16 protein-coding genes and 2 tRNA genes are annotated in these 17,320 nt (G+C 34.7%); 7 read left to right on the forward strand and 11 right to left on the reverse strand.

Translation table 11 applies throughout. The annotated features are described in order from the left end of the window. Window positions 1-34: 34 nt before the first annotated feature. The gene (gene folE / locus ABW637_RS18255; RefSeq protein ID WP_367586164.1) at window positions 35-712 is read right to left on the reverse strand and encodes a GTP cyclohydrolase I FolE; all 678 of its coding nucleotides are present in this window, start codon (window positions 710-712) and stop codon (window positions 35-37) included. Window positions 713-943: 231 nt separating this feature from the next. On the opposite strand from folE, the gene ABW637_RS18260 reads away from it, so the two are divergent. Then, on the forward strand, window positions 944-2,446 hold the full coding sequence (locus tag ABW637_RS18260) for a T9SS type B sorting domain-containing protein (protein WP_367586165.1): 1,503 nt from the start codon (window positions 944-946) through the stop codon (window positions 2,444-2,446). A gap of 72 nt (window positions 2,447-2,518) precedes the next feature. Here ABW637_RS18260 and ABW637_RS18265 read toward each other — a convergent pair whose 3' ends face one another. Both ABW637_RS18265 and ABW637_RS18270 read right to left on the reverse strand, forming a co-directional pair. Continuing rightward, entirely contained in the window at window positions 2,519-4,030 is a 1,512-nt protein-coding gene (locus ABW637_RS18265) for an outer membrane protein transport protein (protein ID WP_367586166.1), read from the reverse strand. A gap of 96 nt (window positions 4,031-4,126) precedes the next feature. Continuing rightward, window positions 4,127-5,185, reverse strand: a complete 1,059-nt coding sequence (locus tag ABW637_RS18270; RefSeq protein ID WP_367586167.1) for a hypothetical protein — start codon at window positions 5,183-5,185, stop codon at window positions 4,127-4,129. Window positions 5,186-5,284: 99 nt separating this feature from the next. On the opposite strand from ABW637_RS18270, the gene proS reads away from it, so the two are divergent. The 4 genes from proS (at window position 5,285) to rpsT (ending at window position 7,334) form a co-directional block, all read left to right on the forward strand. Then, window positions 5,285-6,763 carry a proline--tRNA ligase gene (proS, locus tag ABW637_RS18275; protein ID WP_367586168.1) on the forward strand — a complete coding sequence of 493 codons (1,479 nt, stop codon included), beginning with the start codon at window positions 5,285-5,287 and terminating at the stop codon, window positions 6,761-6,763. 78 nt (window positions 6,764-6,841) lie between these two features. Next, window positions 6,842-6,913 (forward strand) — tRNA-Glu (locus ABW637_RS18280). Window positions 6,914-6,980: 67 nt separating this feature from the next. Further along, window positions 6,981-7,052, forward strand: a tRNA-Glu gene (locus tag ABW637_RS18285). 33 nt (window positions 7,053-7,085) lie between these two features. Further along, complete coding sequence (gene rpsT / locus ABW637_RS18290) at window positions 7,086-7,334, forward strand: 30S ribosomal protein S20 (RefSeq protein ID WP_201921740.1); 249 nt, start codon at window positions 7,086-7,088, stop codon at window positions 7,332-7,334. Window positions 7,335-7,437: 103 nt separating this feature from the next. Here rpsT and ABW637_RS18295 read toward each other — a convergent pair whose 3' ends face one another. The 3 genes from ABW637_RS18295 to ABW637_RS18305 all read right to left on the reverse strand — a co-directional run bounded on the left by ABW637_RS18295 (window position 7,438) and on the right by ABW637_RS18305 (window position 10,629). Beyond that, complete coding sequence (locus ABW637_RS18295) at window positions 7,438-8,673, reverse strand: glycosyltransferase (protein ID WP_367586169.1); 1,236 nt, start codon at window positions 8,671-8,673, stop codon at window positions 7,438-7,440. An 81-nt stretch (window positions 8,674-8,754) separates the two neighbouring features. Next, window positions 8,755-9,531: a zinc ribbon domain-containing protein gene (locus ABW637_RS18300; protein ID WP_367586170.1), complete on the reverse strand. Its 777-nt coding sequence runs from the start codon at window positions 9,529-9,531 to the stop codon at window positions 8,755-8,757. Window positions 9,532-9,534: 3 nt separating this feature from the next. Beyond that, the gene (locus ABW637_RS18305) at window positions 9,535-10,629 is read right to left on the reverse strand and encodes a Nif3-like dinuclear metal center hexameric protein (RefSeq protein WP_367586171.1); all 1,095 of its coding nucleotides are present in this window, start codon (window positions 10,627-10,629) and stop codon (window positions 9,535-9,537) included. Window positions 10,630-10,737: 108 nt separating this feature from the next. On the opposite strand from ABW637_RS18305, the gene lpxK reads away from it, so the two are divergent. Continuing rightward, window positions 10,738-11,745, forward strand: a complete 1,008-nt coding sequence (gene lpxK / locus ABW637_RS18310) for a tetraacyldisaccharide 4'-kinase (protein ID WP_367586172.1) — start codon at window positions 10,738-10,740, stop codon at window positions 11,743-11,745. A 29-nt stretch (window positions 11,746-11,774) separates the two neighbouring features. Here the strand turns inward: lpxK and ABW637_RS18315 are convergent, their stop codons facing one another. The 3 genes from ABW637_RS18315 to lipA are packed head-to-tail and all read right to left on the reverse strand — an operon-like array spanning window position 11,775 to window position 15,934. Beyond that, window positions 11,775-14,000 (reverse strand): tetratricopeptide repeat-containing hybrid sensor histidine kinase/response regulator, encoded by a 2,226-nt coding sequence (locus tag ABW637_RS18315; RefSeq protein ID WP_367586173.1) that lies wholly within the window; start codon window positions 13,998-14,000, stop codon window positions 11,775-11,777. A gap of 29 nt (window positions 14,001-14,029) precedes the next feature. Beyond that, window positions 14,030-15,034, reverse strand: coding sequence for a type I glyceraldehyde-3-phosphate dehydrogenase (gap, locus tag ABW637_RS18320; protein WP_367586174.1), 1,005 nt, complete (start codon window positions 15,032-15,034; stop codon window positions 14,030-14,032). 27 nt (window positions 15,035-15,061) lie between these two features. Next, on the reverse strand, window positions 15,062-15,934 hold the full coding sequence (gene lipA / locus ABW637_RS18325; protein ID WP_367586175.1) for a lipoyl synthase: 873 nt from the start codon (window positions 15,932-15,934) through the stop codon (window positions 15,062-15,064). Between the two features lie 270 nt (window positions 15,935-16,204). Between lipA and ABW637_RS18330 the strand changes: the two genes are divergently transcribed. Then, window positions 16,205-16,438: a hypothetical protein gene (locus tag ABW637_RS18330; RefSeq protein ID WP_367586176.1), complete on the forward strand. Its 234-nt coding sequence runs from the start codon at window positions 16,205-16,207 to the stop codon at window positions 16,436-16,438. A 13-nt stretch (window positions 16,439-16,451) separates the two neighbouring features. On the opposite strand, the gene ABW637_RS18335 is transcribed toward ABW637_RS18330, so the two are convergent. Next, window positions 16,452-17,024, reverse strand: coding sequence for an RNA polymerase sigma factor (locus ABW637_RS18335; RefSeq protein ID WP_367586177.1), 573 nt, complete (start codon window positions 17,022-17,024; stop codon window positions 16,452-16,454). Between the two features lie 36 nt (window positions 17,025-17,060). Continuing rightward, a complete protein-coding gene (locus tag ABW637_RS18340; RefSeq protein WP_367586178.1) occupies window positions 17,061-17,267 on the reverse strand; it encodes a membrane or secreted protein in 207 nt (68 codons plus the stop codon). Window positions 17,268-17,320 lie beyond the last annotated feature (53 nt).

Consider the following 17,320-nt stretch of genomic DNA (forward strand, 5'->3'; position numbering starts at 1 on the left):
CTAATGTAATGCTAATAATTATAGTTGAATAAAATTAAAAGGTAGTATCTAACTTAATGTAATCTAAGAATTCTCTTCTTACAGCATCTTCTTTAAATTTACCACCAAATTCACTGGTTACAGTACTGCTTTCGATATCACGAATCCCTCTTGAATTAACACATAAATGCTTAGCGTCAATAACACAAGCAACATCCTTGGTTCCGAGTACTATTTGTAAATCCTGTACTATTTGCATAGTTAAACGTTCTTGTACCTGGGGACGCTTGGCATAATAATCCACAATACGGTTCATTTTGGATAGTCCTACCACAGTGCCGTTAGAAATATAAGCAACATGCGCTCGTCCAACAATCGGTAGTAGGTGATGTTCACAGGTTGAGTATACTGTTATATTTTTTTCTACTAGCATTTCACCATATTTATAGTGATTGCTAAATGTAGAGGCATCTGGTTTTCTTTGAGGATGAAGTCCAGAAAAAATTTCATTTACAAACATTTTTGCTACTCGTTGTGGGGTACCTTTGAGACTATCATCGGTTAAGTCTAATCCCAGAGTTTCCATAATATGTCTAACATCTTCTTTAATCAGAGCAATTTTTTCTTTGTCACTAAGTTTAAAGGCATCTTCTCTAAGAGGAGTGGTAGCGCTAGTAGCTACATGATTATCACCTAGCGCTTCAATAGCTTCAAGGGCCTTGTCAATTTTCACACTTCAATTTTTTATAATTTACTAATAATCCCAACAGGGGGCACATAAAAAAGAGTAATCTTTATGAGTACTCCGATAATATGGTTTGCAAAGATACGATTTTGTTGTTTTACTTGGTAAAAGCTATGTTAAACAATTATATTTTACATATTTCTTAGAGAAGTTGTGTATATTTAAATCCCAAATGTGACTATGATACAAGAAAAATATAGTTTTTAACGTTATATAAAAATGACCAAAATATTATATCAAACCCTATTATGTATAGCAGTTATTCTTATTTGTAATACTACTGTTAACGCCCAGGATGAAGATCTTGCATGTAGAACAGCTAATCCGTTTTGTTCTGATGCCTCTCAAGAATTAACGTTTCCTAATATAACAGGAGAAGATATAAGTTTTCAAGGACTGGGATGTCTAAATACCACTCGTAATTCATCATGGTATTATATTCGTATAGATCAACCCGGAGAGTTGATTTTTGATATTCAACAATGGATGGAGATTAATGTGAACAATACTTTGGATAGAGGAGAAAGGCAATTGGATGTTGATTTTATCGCATGGGGGCCTTTTAATACTTCATTTATAGATTGTGATATATTGGCTACTGGATGTGATAATAATGGAGATGGTGAAAACTTACGTCCAGAAGAGTGTGTTAATAACGTTGATGATCCGGATTATTATACGCAAGGTATTCTTGGTATGGATAATACTAATATTGTAGATTGTAGTTATGCCAGGACTCCTGAAGATAATATTTTTATTGAAACATTTACTATTCCTAATGCGCTATCTGGGGAATATTATATCATATTGATCACGAACTTTTCTGACGAGGCTGGTGTGATACAACTTCAGCAAACTAATCTTGGTGATCCAAATGCAGGGACAACAGACTGTAGTATTTTAGAGCCTGGTGTGGGTATGGATGTAGCTGTTTGTGGGCCGTCTGAGTTTCCGGTTACCATTGAGGGGCGTTTTCCAGATGCGATAGCGTATCAATGGAGGAGAGCCGATTCGGGAACAACTAATTTCCAGAATATTCCTGATCCTGAAGGCGGGGTTCCGTTTTTAGAAGTAAATTCACCAGGAGTGTATGAGTTAATTGGATATTCTGATACTGCTAGAACAGTAGAGGTGGGGAGAGATGATTTGGTAGTTTTAGATGTTTCTGATGCTGTAGTTTCTGTGTCGCATAGTATAGCCGAAGAATCTTTTGCGGGTGCTTACACCATTACTGCAGAAGTGACCGCTAATCCAGATGTTGAAGCAGCTGAATTTACTGATTTTGAATATAGATTAGATAGAGATTTGGGCAATGGGTTTATTGTGTATAGAGAATTTCAATCTTCTCCTGTATTTAGTAATGTCCCACCAGGAGATTATCGAATAACAGCTAGATATGCTAACTGCCCTGATAGTGAAAGAGAGTCAGAAATTTTTATGATTCTCGGGTATCCAAAATATTTTACTCCTAATGGAGATGGTTTTCATGACACCTGGAGTCTTATTAATATAGAAGATCAACCCGATGCCTTGATTTATATATTTGATAGATATGGCAAGCTCCTAAAGCAACTACGTGCAGGTGGAGTAGGTTGGGATGGAACTTATAATGGTAGAAATATGCCTTCTTCAGATTATTGGTTTAGGGTAGAGTTTAATGAGCCCACAGATCCTAATATGAGGCGAAGAGTTTTTGCAGGGAATTTTTCTTTGATACGATAGTAAAACAAAAAAGCGAAAGGCTGGTAAGTCATTACCAGCCTTTCGCTTTTTGAAATAGGGTTGTGTTACTTATCAAAAACCCATGGCTAGGGTAAATGTAAAGTTATCTCTGTACGAATCTACCACAGCAAAATTGCTAAAGCCGGATGCAGGAAAAAATTCTTCTTCTCTCTGTTGCTCTGAATAATCATAAGCAACATCAAATTTAAATTTTCCGAAATTATACCCTGCTCCAACAGAGTATCCTGTTCTGTCTCCAAGAAACAAATCGTTCTTATAAGGGCTTTCTTCGTAGCTAAATCCACCTCTAAAACTCCATTGTCCATTTCTCCATTCTGTACCTAGATTTATGGCGGAAGCACCTTGTAAATTATTACTTATTTCTCTATTAACATCAGAAAAAACAGCACCTTGATCAGAACTCAGTTTGATAGATGAATAATCTTTATAAGAGTAATCTAGGCTGATTAATCCTTGTTGACCAAATAAGAAAGCAATACTTCCTGTAGCTTTTAAAGGAGTGCGTAATCTGTATTCAGGAAAAATATTGACTACCCTTGGATCTATTATTTCTCTACCATCAACATTACTAAATGTTTCTAATCGTTGAGTTGTTTCTTCTTCGATATAATACCAAGTTGGTGTTTCAAAAGAAGCTCCTAAACGAACCATTTTGGATACTTTTGCAATTCCTCCTATTTGAGCCGAAAAACCTGCACCTGTTGTAGATAATCTATTGGTAAAAGTTACTTCGTTTATAGTACTTCCTTGGTTGTTGTTTCTTTCATAAAATTGAGTGATCTTATCATAACTTATAAAATGAGAATTAAGATTGAAACCGACATAATAGTTTTGATTGATTTGTGCACCTCCATTAAGTGTGAACTTACCATTTAACCCTCTATTTTCGATAAAAAATTCTTGGTCAAAAACACCTGAACCAATATTTGAGAAATACAAGGTGTTATCTGGATCGTTAAGATCATTAGCTTCAATCAAAAATGATTCGTGGCCAAGAAAAGCTTGTTGAGTACTAAAACCTTCGGTTTCTCCTAAAAAAGAGTATAAATCATCAATATTTTCTCCAGATCTAAGGGTGATTAAGTCTAAAGGGACTCCTTGCGCTTCATTAAGAAAATAACTGTCTATAGAATTTGTACTTCTCCCAAAGGCAAATACTTCATCGGCATTATCTGCGGTTTGATCATATGCCAAGCCTAAAGAAAATTTATTAACTCCCTTAGAATCCTTATTGTATTCATAAATAAAAACGGCTCCTAATTGATTGAAATTTAGATTGTTAGAGCTATTGTTGCTAAATCCATTAAAATAACTTGCGTCATTATCGATACTACTTGTCGAAAGTGTAACCGATCCATAAGATTCTAAAAAAACGGCAGATCCCGCTGGATTGATTTGTAAAGCAGATAAATCACCACCAAGAGCACCAAAGGCTCCACTCATAGATCTAAAACGAGCTGTACCCATGATGTTTTGTTGCGAGTATTGTAGTGCGTCTGTAATATCTTGAGCGTTCAAAAAAGACATAGACATGACGCATATGAATAGAAATAGCTTTTTCATCTGTTTTTAAATTTTTAATTACAGAATATCTCAAAAATAACAAGATATTCGGGAAAGTTATCTGATAATGGTCAGGTTTAGATGTGTTCTATAGTTTTAACCTCTTCCTCGGCTTCTGCCACCACTGCGGCTACCGCTACTTCTAGATCTGCTTCCTCCACCACGAGAATATCCACTGCTGCGAGATGACCCTCCTCGTGAATAACCCGAACTTCTGCTAGAAGATCTGGAAGGGGTGTACCCTCTGCTTCTGTTTGAAGAAGAACTGCTTCTAGACCGGGTCGTAGAACCAGAATATCGATTAGAACCACTTCTATTAATAGAGGAGGATCTCGATCGAGTACTGTTGTTATTATAATAGCTCGAAGATCTTGTTCTGCTTCTAGAATCTGCGGATACTCTTCTTCGATTGGTATAGTTTTGTCTACTTCTGTTGTAGCTTGAAGAGCTTCTTGATCTTGTATTGTATCTTGAATTGTAATTGGATCCACGACTTCTATTAGAATAGGCATATGCATTTCGGGCACCTCTATTGTATGCGTAATAATTTCTTCCGTAAAATCCTCGATTGAAACCTCTATAAAAAGGGGGGCAATAAAAACCACCACCGTACCATGCGTTACCCCATCCAAAACCAATACCCCATCCTGGGCCATACCATCCGTTCCAACCCCATCCTGCGTTCCAACCCCATCCTGGGCCGTTCCATCCGTTCCAACCCCATCCAGCGTTCCATCCTAATCCCCATCCTGGGCCATTCCATCCCCATCCGGTATTAAATAGATTTACATTTACTTCTGTGGGATTGCTTCCCCATGATGGTTGTCCCGTTTCATAGTTAAGTGCAACATCGGTACTATCTGTAGCATCATATTCCTGGCTAGAATATGAATCGACATCGGTGAAAATCTCACTGTTCTCAATTACATTATCAATCTGAGCAGATTTTTCTGAAAAGTAATTTGAGTAGTAACTTGACTTTGGATTGTTATTATTAGGTTGAGTTTCAATATTTCTTTGGCTTCCTGCTTCTCCATAGATACCATCATTATGGGGTACATATTCATATGAGCTACAAGACGTCAACATAAATATGCTGCCGAGAAGTAAAGCTCCTACAGCACCATTCCTGTGAAAATAATTTTTAGACCGCATATCTTCTTATTTTATTGTTGAACATTACAAATTTAGTTAGTTTTGCGCTAATTAAATTATATTTAACAAAGCCACAACATTTGTGCCAAATAGCAGTTTATGAGCAAGAATTTAACAAAGCGTAGTGAGGATTATTCGAAATGGTATAACGAATTGGTCGTAAAGGCTGATTTAGCTGAAAATTCGGCGGTAAGAGGTTGTATGGTTATTAAACCATATGGGTATGCTATTTGGGAAAAGATGCAAGCAGAATTAGATAGAAAGTTTAAAGAAACCGGTCATCAAAATGCATATTTTCCGTTGTTTGTGCCAAAAAGCCTTTTTGAAGCCGAGGAAAAAAATGCTGAAGGCTTTGCAAAAGAATGTGCTGTAGTAACGCATTATAGATTAAAGACGGATCCCGAGGATGCTTCTAAGTTAATAGTAGACCCAAAAGCTAAATTAGAAGAAGAGCTTATTGTACGGCCTACTTCTGAAGCAATTATATGGAATACTTATAAAGGTTGGATACAATCCTATAGAGATTTACCGTTGCTAATAAATCAATGGGCGAATGTAGTGCGTTGGGAGATGAGAACACGTCTATTTTTGCGTACAGCAGAGTTTTTATGGCAAGAAGGGCATACTGCTCATGCAACCAGACAAGAAGCCATTGCAGAAACTGAGCAAATGAATAATGTGTATGCTGATTTTGTTGAGAATTTTATGGCTATTCCTGTTATAAAAGGTAGAAAAACCGAAAGTGAGCGTTTTGCTGGTGCGGAAGATACGTATTGTATCGAAGCATTAATGCAAGACGGTAAAGCATTGCAGGCAGGAACTTCTCATTTTTTGGGTCAGAATTTCGCAAAAGCTTTTGATGTAAAGTTTACTTCTAAAGAGGGGAAATTAGATCACGTGTGGGCGACCTCTTGGGGTGTTTCTACAAGATTGATGGGGGCATTAATTATGACGCATAGTGATGATAATGGATTAGTGTTGCCTCCTAATTTAGCTCCGATCCAAGTGGTTATTGTTCCTATTTATAAAGGAGAAGAGCAATTAGATCAGATTTCGGTAGTTGCTAATGAGTTAGTTGCAGATTTAAGGTCCAAAGGGATTTCGGTTAAATTTGATAATCGTGATACGTTTAGACCAGGGGCAAAGTTTGCTCAATATGAATTACAAGGAGTGCCTCTTAGAGTTGCTATAGGTCCAAAAGATTTAGAAAAAGGAACTGTAGAGTTGGCAAGAAGAGATACATTAACGAAGCAATTTGTGGCAAAAGATGATGTGGTAGATACAATCGATTCTTTACTTAAAGAAATTCAGGAAAGCTTACATCAAAAGGCAACTCAATATAGAGATGATCATATTACAGAGGTAAATACTTTTGATGAGTTTAAAGAAGTGTTAGAGAGTAAAGGAGGATTTATTTCTGCACACTGGGATGGTACTATAGAAACAGAGCAAAAGATTAAAGAGCTTACCAAGGCCACTATACGTTGTATTCCTTTTGATGCAAAAGAGGAAATAGGGAAGTGTGTTTATAGTGGTGAGCCGTCTAAAATTCGTGTATTATTTGCTAAGGCATATTAAGTTTTAGAAAAAAATAAAATAACACTTGCGCCATTAAAAAATAGTTGTATTTTTGCATCCGCAATTAGGTAAATAGATGGCCCGTTCGTCTATCGGCTAGGACGCCAGGTTTTCATCCTGGTAAGAGGGGTTCGATTCCCCTACGGGCTACAAATATTGAAATTAATTGCAGATTTATAACGAAAGCTATAAATTTGCAATCTTTGAAAGAGAAAATGGCCCGTTCGTCTATCGGCTAGGACGCCAGGTTTTCATCCTGGTAAGAGGGGTTCGATTCCCCTACGGGCTACAAATTTATAGTAAGAAATTTAACAGAAGAGAGATGGCAAATCATAAGTCAGCATTAAAGAGAATTAGAAACAGTGAGACTAAACGTCTTAGAAACAGATATCAGCATAAAACTACGCGTAATGCTATTAAAAAATTACGTGAAGCTGATAAGAAAGAAGCAGAAACTTTGTTTCCTACTGTAGTTTCTATGCTTGATAAGTTAGCTAAGAATAATGTTATTCATAAGAATAAAGCAGCTAACCTTAAGTCTCAATTAGCTAAGCACGTAGCTGCACTTTAGTAGTAGTATACGTTTTACGATAATATAAGCTTTTCCATTATGGTGGAAGAGCTTTTTTTGTTATTATATTTTACGCTATAGACTCGGGTTCTAAGTATGGTAATTACTTGTTTTTCTCTTCTATCCAGCGAGACATAAACTCTGTGCTCCTCATGGTGTGATATTGCAACATATTACCAATAAAGTTATTAGTGCGATGCTCTTCTAGATTGTTTTGTATTGTTTTGATTTGCTGCACTAAATGCTTCGAGAATTCTTCTTTTTGAAAACGGGTATTTATAATTTCTATGCCGTTTTGTTGCGATTGTTGCCAGATATTTTTATCAGAGTAGAGGCGCACGGCGGCTTTTGCAAAATGTACAGGATCATCTGCGACAAAACCATTCCAATCTGATTCTTCATCAAGCATTCCTTCGGTACCGATGGTGGTTGTAGTACTTGGTGTGCCGCAAAGCATTGCTTCGGCAAGTTTCCCTTTGATTCCTGCGCCAAATCGCAAAGGAGCTAAGCATACTCGTGCTTGTTTAACTACTTCCTGTGCATTGTTTGCCCAACCTTTTATATAAAAGCCTTCTTTAGGATTGTTAAGTTGGGTAACCTTTGCAGAAGGATAGGATCCATAAATGTGTACTTCTGATTCTGGTAGTTCTTTTTTGATTAACGGCCAGATGGTTTCTTTAAGGTATATTACGCTATTCCAATTGGGTTCATGACGAAAGTTTCCGATAGTTATAAAATGTTTTCTGTTCTCGTAATTTGGCCAATCCTTTTTTGTTTCTTGGGTTATAGGATTTAATAGAAAAGGTAGGTAGTATAGTAGACTCTCCTTTATTTTGAATGTTTCTGTCAATACTTTCATTTCATAATCTGAAATAATTAACGAAACATCACTTCTATAGATGCTAGCGATTTCTCGTTTGGTGATATCTTGTGTAAATAAATCCTTGGTGTTAAAAGTTTTTTTATTCTTGAATGATTCTTGTCTTGTTTTACGCAAACTATGCAGGTCTTCGGTGTTTAGAATTCGTAACGCTTTTGGGCAGTGTTTTGCTACTCTCCAGCTAAACTGCTCTTCTATCATAAATCTATCGAATATTACGATGTTTGGTTGTAATTGTTTTATAAGATGATCAAAGCTAGGGTTATTGATTTCTATGGGGGTGGTTGTGATATTGTAATCACCGAGGTTAGTCATGTGCTCTGTCTCTGTTGCAGGGCTGGCAAAAGTAATCTTCCAGTTTTGTGATAAAAAAAGCGTAATGAGCTGCATCATTCTACTTCCGGCTGCAGAAGAATTAGGTTCTGGCCAAACGAAACCTATGATTAAAAGTTGGTTCATTTGTTGTTGGGTTTTTACAATCAAAAAAAGCCTCAGTTTTATACTGAGGCTTTCTTATATATTTTGACCGTTATATTTTTATTATAGTTTAGAAAAAAGAGTGTCCATTTTCTCTTTTTGTTCTTTAGCTAGTTCTTGGTCTACCAAGATTCTACCACTATGCTCATCGGTAATTATTTTTTTACGAGAAGCAATTTCCATTTGTACTTGTGGCGGAATAGTAAAGAAAGATCCACCTGAGGCTCCACGCTCAATTGGTACAACAGCTAATCCGTTTTTTACATTCTTTCTGATTCTTTTGTACGCTGCTACTAATCTTTCTTCAATCTCTTTTTGATAATCTTCGGACTTTGAAATTAAAGCTTGCTCTTCTTTTTCGGTTTCAGCTAATATAGCATCAAGTTCCCCTTTTTTGTGCGAAAGATGTTCATTACGCTCGCCAAGTTTGTCTTTAGTCTGGCCAATGATTTCATTTTTCTGAACAATTTGCGCCTTGTGCTCTTTAATGTGCTTTTCTGCCAATTGAATTTCTAATTCCTGAAATTCAATTTCCTTGCTTAAAGAGTTGTACTCACGATTGTTACGTACATTTTTTTGTTGCTCTCCGTACTTTTTGATTAGTGCTTTAGCTTCTTCAATTAGATTCTTTTTGCTCTTAATACCGTCATCAATAGTTTCGAGGTCAGTATTTAACTTTTCTAATCTTTTGTTTAATCCGGTTACTTCATCTTCGAGATCTTCAACTTCTAAAGGTAGTTCTCCACGTACGTTTCTGATCTCATCAACTCTAGAGTCAATTAATTGCAAGTCATATAATGCTCTTAATTTTTGCTCAACAGTAACTTCTTTCTTTGCCATATTTTAAATGTATTGTATAGGATTGGTATTTTTATCCGATAAAATGATTGCAAAATTACTGATTTTTTTTCTAAGATAAGTAACAATTAAGTTTTTTGTGTACTGTTCACTTTCATAATGGCCAATATCTGCTAAAATCAACTTCCCCTCGGCTTCATAGAACTGATGATATTTTAAATCTGCCGTGATAAAAATGTCTGCCCCGGCTCGTTGTGCATTTTTGATTGCAAAACTACCGCTGCCTCCTAAGACAGCAACTTTTTTGATGGGTTTACCTAATAAGACGGAATGTCTTACGCACCCTGTTTTAAATACTTTTTTGAGGTGAGTTAAGAATTTTAATTCGTCTATAGCTTCGGGTAATTCGCCTATCATCCCCATGCCTATATGTTGATTTTTATTTTCAAGAGTCGTGATTTCGTAGGCAACTTCTTCATATGAATGATTTTCGAAAAGAGCTTTTAGTATTTTGCTTTCATTGTGTTTTGGATAGGTGATCTGGATTTGAGTTTCTTTTTCATAATGGATTTTCCCGATCTCTCCAATTGATGGATTCGCATTTTCTGAAGCTTTAAAAGTCCCTGTTCCTTTTACAGAGAAGCTGCAATTATCATAATTCCCGATACTACCCGCTCCGGCTTCAAAAAGCTTGGTTCTTAAATTATCAGCTTCTGCCTCTGGAACAAATGTGGTGAGTTTTTTAATGTTTCCGCCTTGCGGAATAAGAATTTTACGATTAAGAAGTCCTAATTGCTCACACATCATGTAGTTAACTCCATTAATGGCATTATCTAATGCGGTATGAATGGCAAAAATGGCAATGTCGTGTTTGATGGCTTCCATCACAACGCGTTCTACATATGTAGTACCGTTGAATTTTTTGATTCCTTTAAATACAATGGGATGAAAGCTAACGATGAGGTTACAATCGTTTTTTATAGCCTCGTCTATTACGCTTTCTAATGTGTCTAAAGTGACCAGAATTCCGGTTACATTAGTGTTCTGATTTCCTACTAACAGCCCAACATTGTCAAAATCTTCTGCATATGCACTTGGAGCGAAGGTCTCAAGGTGTTGTATTACCTCTTTAATTTGCATTTTGATGTGTTTTTGAATATAAATTGAATGTAAAAAAACTTTTGCCAATAATCAAAATTTCGTTTTATACTTTTGTTAGCGAAAAATACCTGTTAAAATTAGAAGTGCATGAATATATTGCGAAAGATACTTTTTCCTATAGTTCCTATTTATTATATCGTGACATGGTTACGAAATAAAATGTATGACCTGGGGATTAAAAAATCCAAGTCGTATGATTTTCCGGTTATCGCTGTAGGTAATCTTAGTGTTGGAGGGACAGGTAAGTCCCCGATGGTTGAGTATTTGATTAAGCTGTTAAAGGATAAAGTTCAACTAGCAACACTTAGTAGAGGATATAAAAGAGAAAGCGAAGGATTTCAATTGGTATCATTATCTTCAACGGCTAAAGAAGTAGGAGACGAGCCTTTGCAGTTTAAAACGAAATTTAACGATGTTATTGTGGGGGTAGATAGCGATAGAAGAAATGGTATTGCTAATTTACGATCAATACAGTCAAAGCCAGAAGTAATTGTTTTGGATGATGCATATCAACACCGAAAGGTAAAGGCAGGACTTTATATTTTACTTACTCCGTATTATGATCTTTATAATACTGATATTGTATTGCCAACAGGAAATTTAAGAGAACCAAGAAAAGGTGCTGATCGAGCAGATATTATTGTGGTAACTAAATGCCCTAAGGATGTGTCTTCTGTTAAAATGGAAGAGATTGCAGAAAAGCTTGATGCCAAATCAGAACAATCTTTGTTTTTTGCTACTATTGAGTACGGGGATCAGATCATAGGCATTTCTGAAACAAAATCCATTGATTGGTTACAAGATATATCTTTTACACTGGTTACGGGGATTGCGAATCCAACTCCGTTATTAGAATATTATACTTCGTTAGGTTTAAAATTTAATCATATTAGTTTTCCTGATCATCACAATTTTACGGACAAAGAGTTAAAAGAATTAGCACATCATGAAACTATAGTGACTACAGAAAAAGATTATGTAAGATTAGTTCCTAACCTTTCTGGAAATAGTTTGTGGTACCAACCCATAAAAATGAAGTTTGTTAAGGATGGGCATTCTTTTGATGATTTAGTATGTGGGTTTATAAAAAAATGAGACCTAAATTGAAGCCTCATTTTGTGTAATTAAGTAGTCGTTTGTTTTTTTACTAATGCTTTATGAAGTTTTGTAAAAAACTCTTCAGTCTTATATGGTTTAGGAATAATATCATTAAAACCGCTATCATAAAACTCATCTAAATTATCGTCTAAGGTAACCGCTGTAAGCGCGATGATAGGTATTTCTTTATCGAATTCTCTAATTTGCTTAGTGGCTTCAATTCCGCTTATGCCTGGCATATGGATATCCATTAAAATTAAATCAAAAGAGTTTTCTTTAGCTTTATTTACTGCAATATCTCCATTGTCGGCTACATCGCATATTATTTTATTTTTTTCTAATATTTTTCTGGTAATTAATTGATTGATTTTATTATCCTCGACAATCAGTATATGCTTTTCGATCATTGCACTATAATCAATCTTCTTGGCTGCTTCGATGTAGTCAGTGCTTTTGTCTTCGAAGATTTCAAATTTTAAATCAAATATAAACTTAGATCCTTTTCCTAATTCACTTTCTAAATTAATTTCACTATCCATTAATGATAAAAGGTTTTTTACAATGGATAATCCTAAGCCGGTACCACCAAACTTTCTATTTATCTGAACAGATCCTTGGGTAAAGTTCTCGAATATACTTTGTTGTTTCTTTTCTGAAATTCCTACTCCGTTATCTTCTATTTCAAAACTAAGGAATACTTTGTTGTCAATTTGTTGGGTGTATTTTACCCGTATCCAAATATCCCCATCTTGAGTAAACTTTATGGAATTGCCTATAAGATTAATTAGAATTTGTGATACTTTTAATGGGTCTCCTTTTAATTTTAAAGGGATTGAATCATCAAACTCATAATGAAGCCTGTTTTTTCTGTCTTTTGCCGATTTACCCAATGCGATTAATACATCGTTAATTCTTTTCTTAAGATTGAATGAAGTATTTTCTATTTCTACCTTATTGGCTTCAAGCTTATTAAGGTCTAAGATATTGTTTATGAGTGATAAAAGATATTCTCCAGAAAATTTAAGAGAGTTGAGATGTTCTTTTTGGTTTGGTGTTGGGCTCTCTTCGAGTAATAAGTGAGTTAAGCCAGTTACGGCATATAAAGGTGTTCTTAATTCATGAGTTATTGTCGACAGAAATTGAACTTTAGCTTCGCTTGCTCTTTCTGCATTTTCTTTGGCAAGAATCAATTCTGTATTCTTGTTTTGTAATAACTCATTTGCCCGAGCTCTAAGATTATTGTTTTTGTATAACGAAAGTGTTAATAATGATAATATTGTAATTAATGCAATACTTAATATGGTAGTTAGGCGCCCTAGTTTTAACGATTTTTGCTGCTGAATATTTTCTTCAGTTAGTTCTTCTATTAAAACATTATTTTCATTAAGATTTAGTTTAGCACCAGCTTCTTGTGCAATAATTTCTTTATTAATGTTAAATAAAGAGTCTTTTATTCTTTGATGGGCTTTTAGGTTATCTAAAGAAGTTAGGTACTCTTTTTTCTTTTCATATATCTGGCTATATAGCTCAAAGCAGACCGACCTAATTTCAGAATAGCCCTTGTTCTTACTAATCTGCATAGCTAAGTTGGTCGTTTTTAAGGCTTCTTCTGCTTGATCTAGCGATAACTGAGCTTTTGCTTTATTAACATATACTTTAGCCTTAAAGTAGTGTTGGTCGTGATCATTAATATAAGGTAGGCTACTATCAAAATGATTAATGGCTTTTTCGGCCTGATTATTTTCAAGTGCTAAAAGTCCTAGGTTTAACTTTACAGGCCCTATTTGATTTTTTATACTGTTTTTTTTAGATAAAACAAGTGCTTTTTCAAGAACAAGACTTGCAGTTTCGTAATCTTGTAGTTTTGTTGCTATAGACCCGTATATAGTATATGCACAGGCTAAACCATTTTCATTATTGTCTTTAGATTGGATTTCAATGGCGCTAAGGATTTGTTCTTCGGCCTTTTTTAAGTCTCCTAATTCTCGATAGAGTTTGGCAAGCACCATATTCGTACTTGCACGATATTTCATGTCTTGATTTTGCAAAGCTAACTCTTTAGCTAAAACCGCATTGGATAATGCTTGCCCTAATTGAGCTTGTTCTATAGATCCAGAAGCTTTTGTTAAATAATTTGCAATAGAGTCCTTGACTTGACTGCTTTTTATGGTATTATTTCCCTCTTGGGAATACGTAAAAAAACAACAAATAAGTAAAGTTACAACTATAGAATATCTAATTGGGGTTGGCATTTTTCCTCTAAAAATCTCAACTAAGATAGTTATTTCTTACAAATGTTAATAATTAAATCAATTATTCTGTGACTATAACCAATTTCATTATCATACCAACCGATGATTTTTACCATTTTTCCGATGACCGATGTCATTAAAGAATCAAACACACAAGAGTGGGGATTACCTATAATATCTACAGATACAATAGGGTCTTCGGTATATGCTAAGATATCTTTTAGGTAAGAGTCTGAAGCATTTTTAAAGGCCTGATTAATTTCTTGAATTGAAATTTCTTTTTTAACATTAAACGTAATATCAGTTAATGATCCATCCGGAACAGGAACTCTAATACCACATCCACCAATTACATTACTAAGCTCAGGAAAAACTTTGGTAAGTGCTTTTGCAGCTCCAGTGGTAGTAGGTACAATAGATTGACTAGCAGCTCTAGCTCGTCTTAAATCTCTGTGTGGCTGATCATGTAAGCTTTGATCTGTAGTGTAGCTATGTATTGTAGTGATGTACGCTTGTTCTATACCACATAAATCATTAATCACCTTAATCATTGGTGCGGCATTGTTAGTGGTACAAGAAGCGTTAGAAATTATTGTTTCCATTCCGTCTAGGATATGATCATTTACGCCCAAAACAACAGTTTTGATGCTATCCTCTAACGGAGGGGCAGAAAGAATAACTTTTTTTGCTCCTGCTTCTAAATGCTTTTCTGCAAGTTCTCTGGTTTTAAATTTACCCGTGGATTCTATAACAATATCAACATCGTATGCCGACCAATTACAATTCTCTGGGGCTTTTTTATTGAGAAGCGGTATGGATTTTTTATTTACTACAATGTGATCAGGTGTATGGGATACCTCAAACGGTAAAACACCATGAATACTATCATATTTTAAAAGATGACTTAGTGTTTTAGTATCGGCAAGATCATTGATTGCTACTACTTGTATGCTTTTATGATTTATTAATAACCTAAAAAGGTTACGGCCTATTCTTCCAAATCCGTTAATGGCTACTTTTATAGGTGTATTCATTAAATCCTTAATTATTGATTTTTTGAATTATGTTAGATGTTTTTGAGCTTTATACGAGGATCTTACCAATGCACCACTTTCTACATGTCTAAATCCCATCTCTAATCCTATCGCTTCGTATTTTTTGAATTGATCAGGCGTTATAAACTCTTTTACAGGAAGGTGTTTTTTACTGGGTTGTAAATATTGACCTATAGTAACAATATCTAAATTTACCTTTCTAAGATCTTCTAAAGTTTGTATAACTTCTTCTTCTTTTTCACCTAAGCCTAGCATGATTCCGCTTTTAGTACGATTGATGCCATTGTCTTTAAGATACCTAAGCACTTCTAGGCTTTGTTCGTATTTGGCTTGTATACGTACCTCACGAGTCAATCTTTTTACGGTCTCCATGTTATGAGAGACTACTTCTGGCTTTACAGTAATTATTCGATCTATGTTTTTAGTTTTTCCTTGAAAATCCGGAATTAAAGTCTCTAAGGTAGTCTCTGGGTTCATTCTTCTTATGGCTTGTATGGTTTCTGCCCAGATAATAGAACCGCCGTCTGCCAAGTCATCTCTATCTACAGAGGTTACTACAGCATGTTTTATATTCATGATTTTTATAGACCGTGCTACTTTTTCGGGTTCTTCCCAATCTACGGTCTCAGGTCTTCCGGTTTTTACACCACAAAAACCACATGAACGAGTACAGGTATTACCTAATATCATAAAAGTAGCAGTACCTTCACTCCAGCATTCTCCCATATTAGGACAACTACCAGAGGTACATATTGTATGTAAATTGTATTTATCAACTAAACCTCGAAGTTCTGTATATTTTTTTCCTGTGGGAAGTTTTACACGTAGCCATTTTGGTTTTCCTTTCGGAGGTGCTACAGAAGTAACATCATTATTCATACAAGCAATATTTTCTGTAAAAATACAAAGAAAGGTTAGATTAATAAGAAGTTTTAGCTAAAGTTAGAACTTATGTTCCAGTAATAGATGTAGTATTTGTTTAGGGCGTTGGCATAATAAAATTGAAGTTTTATAGGCTAAATTTTATTTTTTACTTGATTTTTAAGAGGTAATGTTCTTGATAGCTAAAGTTTTAACACGAGGTTAAAATTAAGTTAAGATAAAATTTTTTTATGATTTGAAAGTTATCTGTCTTAAAAAGAGGAAAAAATGATGCCCGAAGAATTGGTAACCCCCAAGAAAATATTAAACAATCGGAAGCGCGTAGAGAAGTGGTTGATTAATAATCATAAATATATTAACATTACTGCAATCGAAAAAGAGATATCCGCTCCAAAAGGATTAGTTCAAAAATTCGTGAAATACGATAAGAAAATTAATGATAAATGGATTAGTCCGTTATATGTCGTTATAAAAAGATTTACTTCTTTTAACTTAAGATAACATTACTTCGAGATTAATTTTTAGTATTCGTTATTATTTCAGATAAAAGCTTTTTTGCTCTTAGTAATTTCACCTTTATATTATTCATAGGTTCATCTAACTGATCTGCAATCTCTTTGTAGCTTAGTTCCTGAAAATACCGCAAATTAATCACCTTTTGATAGTGCGGTTTTAGTTGTTTTATATACTGTAGTAGTTGTGCTAAATTTTGCTCAGTAATTAATTTATCCTCGGGAGAAGGATTGTCATCTATGATTCGATATACAGAATCATCTACTTGTGTTGTTGTTTTTGACTGAATCGAGGCATTTTTTTTTCGTAGCAGATCGATATGAATGTTTTTTGAGATCTGTATCAGCCAGCTTTTAAAATTAAATTCTTCCTTAAAAGTATCAATTTTATCAAATGCTCTAGAAAAACTTTGTATGGTGATATCTTCGGCTTCATATTCATCCTGAGTTCTTTTTAACTGAAAATTATAAACATCATTCCAAAAGGTGTCAAGAAGATAATTAAAAGATGTTTGTTTTCCTTCTTTAGCCTTTTTTATATGATCTTCTAATGAGATAGGATGTTCTTTTTTCAATGAAATAAGTTTGAATAGAATACCGGAAGTACTAATTTAGTTAGAATGTTCTTCTTCATTACAGGTTGAATACTGATCGGGTGTTTTGCCACAAAGAGAACATGATTCCCCTTCTTTATTAAGAAAAGGACTTTGACTAGCACATGTACCGGCAAATTTACCATCTTTCTTTGCCCAAAGTTTAATAGCAATTCCTGCAAAGGCTAGTAGTAATAAAGCAGTTGTAAGTAAAAAAAGTTTCATAACAATCTAATATAATCGAAATTGATTGCAAAGATACAAAGAATGAATGGCTA

Origin of the sequence: Aquimarina penaris, from assembly GCF_040786285.1 — a bacterium.
Taxonomy (GTDB): Bacteria; Bacteroidota; Bacteroidia; order Flavobacteriales; family Flavobacteriaceae; genus Aquimarina.

Excerpts from the sequence above, each read along its gene's own strand:
- ABW637_RS18295 (WP_367586169.1), bottom strand. The coding sequence starts at position 8,673 with ATGAACCAACTTTTAATCATAGGTTTCGTTTGGCCAGAACCTAATTCT.
- ABW637_RS18270 (WP_367586167.1), bottom strand. The coding sequence starts at position 5,185 with ATGCGGTCTAAAAATTATTTTCACAGGAATGGTGCTGTAGGAGCTTTA.
- ABW637_RS18305 (WP_367586171.1), bottom strand. The coding sequence starts at position 10,629 with ATGCAAATTAAAGAGGTAATACAACACCTTGAGACCTTCGCTCCAAGT.
- proS (WP_367586168.1), top strand. The coding sequence starts at position 5,285 with ATGAGCAAGAATTTAACAAAGCGTAGTGAGGATTATTCGAAATGGTAT.
- ABW637_RS18300 (WP_367586170.1), bottom strand. The coding sequence starts at position 9,531 with ATGGCAAAGAAAGAAGTTACTGTTGAGCAAAAATTAAGAGCATTATAT.
- rpsT (WP_201921740.1), top strand. The coding sequence starts at position 7,086 with ATGGCAAATCATAAGTCAGCATTAAAGAGAATTAGAAACAGTGAGACT.
- lipA (WP_367586175.1), bottom strand. The coding sequence starts at position 15,934 with ATGAATAATGATGTTACTTCTGTAGCACCTCCGAAAGGAAAACCAAAA.
- ABW637_RS18265 (WP_367586166.1), bottom strand. The coding sequence starts at position 4,030 with ATGAAAAAGCTATTTCTATTCATATGCGTCATGTCTATGTCTTTTTTG.
- ABW637_RS18260 (WP_367586165.1), top strand. The coding sequence starts at position 944 with ATGACCAAAATATTATATCAAACCCTATTATGTATAGCAGTTATTCTT.
- lpxK (WP_367586172.1), top strand. The coding sequence starts at position 10,738 with ATGAATATATTGCGAAAGATACTTTTTCCTATAGTTCCTATTTATTAT.
- gap (WP_367586174.1), bottom strand. The coding sequence starts at position 15,034 with ATGAATACACCTATAAAAGTAGCCATTAACGGATTTGGAAGAATAGGC.
- ABW637_RS18340 (WP_367586178.1), bottom strand. The coding sequence starts at position 17,267 with ATGAAACTTTTTTTACTTACAACTGCTTTATTACTACTAGCCTTTGCA.
- ABW637_RS18330 (WP_367586176.1), top strand. The coding sequence starts at position 16,205 with ATGATGCCCGAAGAATTGGTAACCCCCAAGAAAATATTAAACAATCGG.
- ABW637_RS18315 (WP_367586173.1), bottom strand. The coding sequence starts at position 14,000 with ATGCCAACCCCAATTAGATATTCTATAGTTGTAACTTTACTTATTTGT.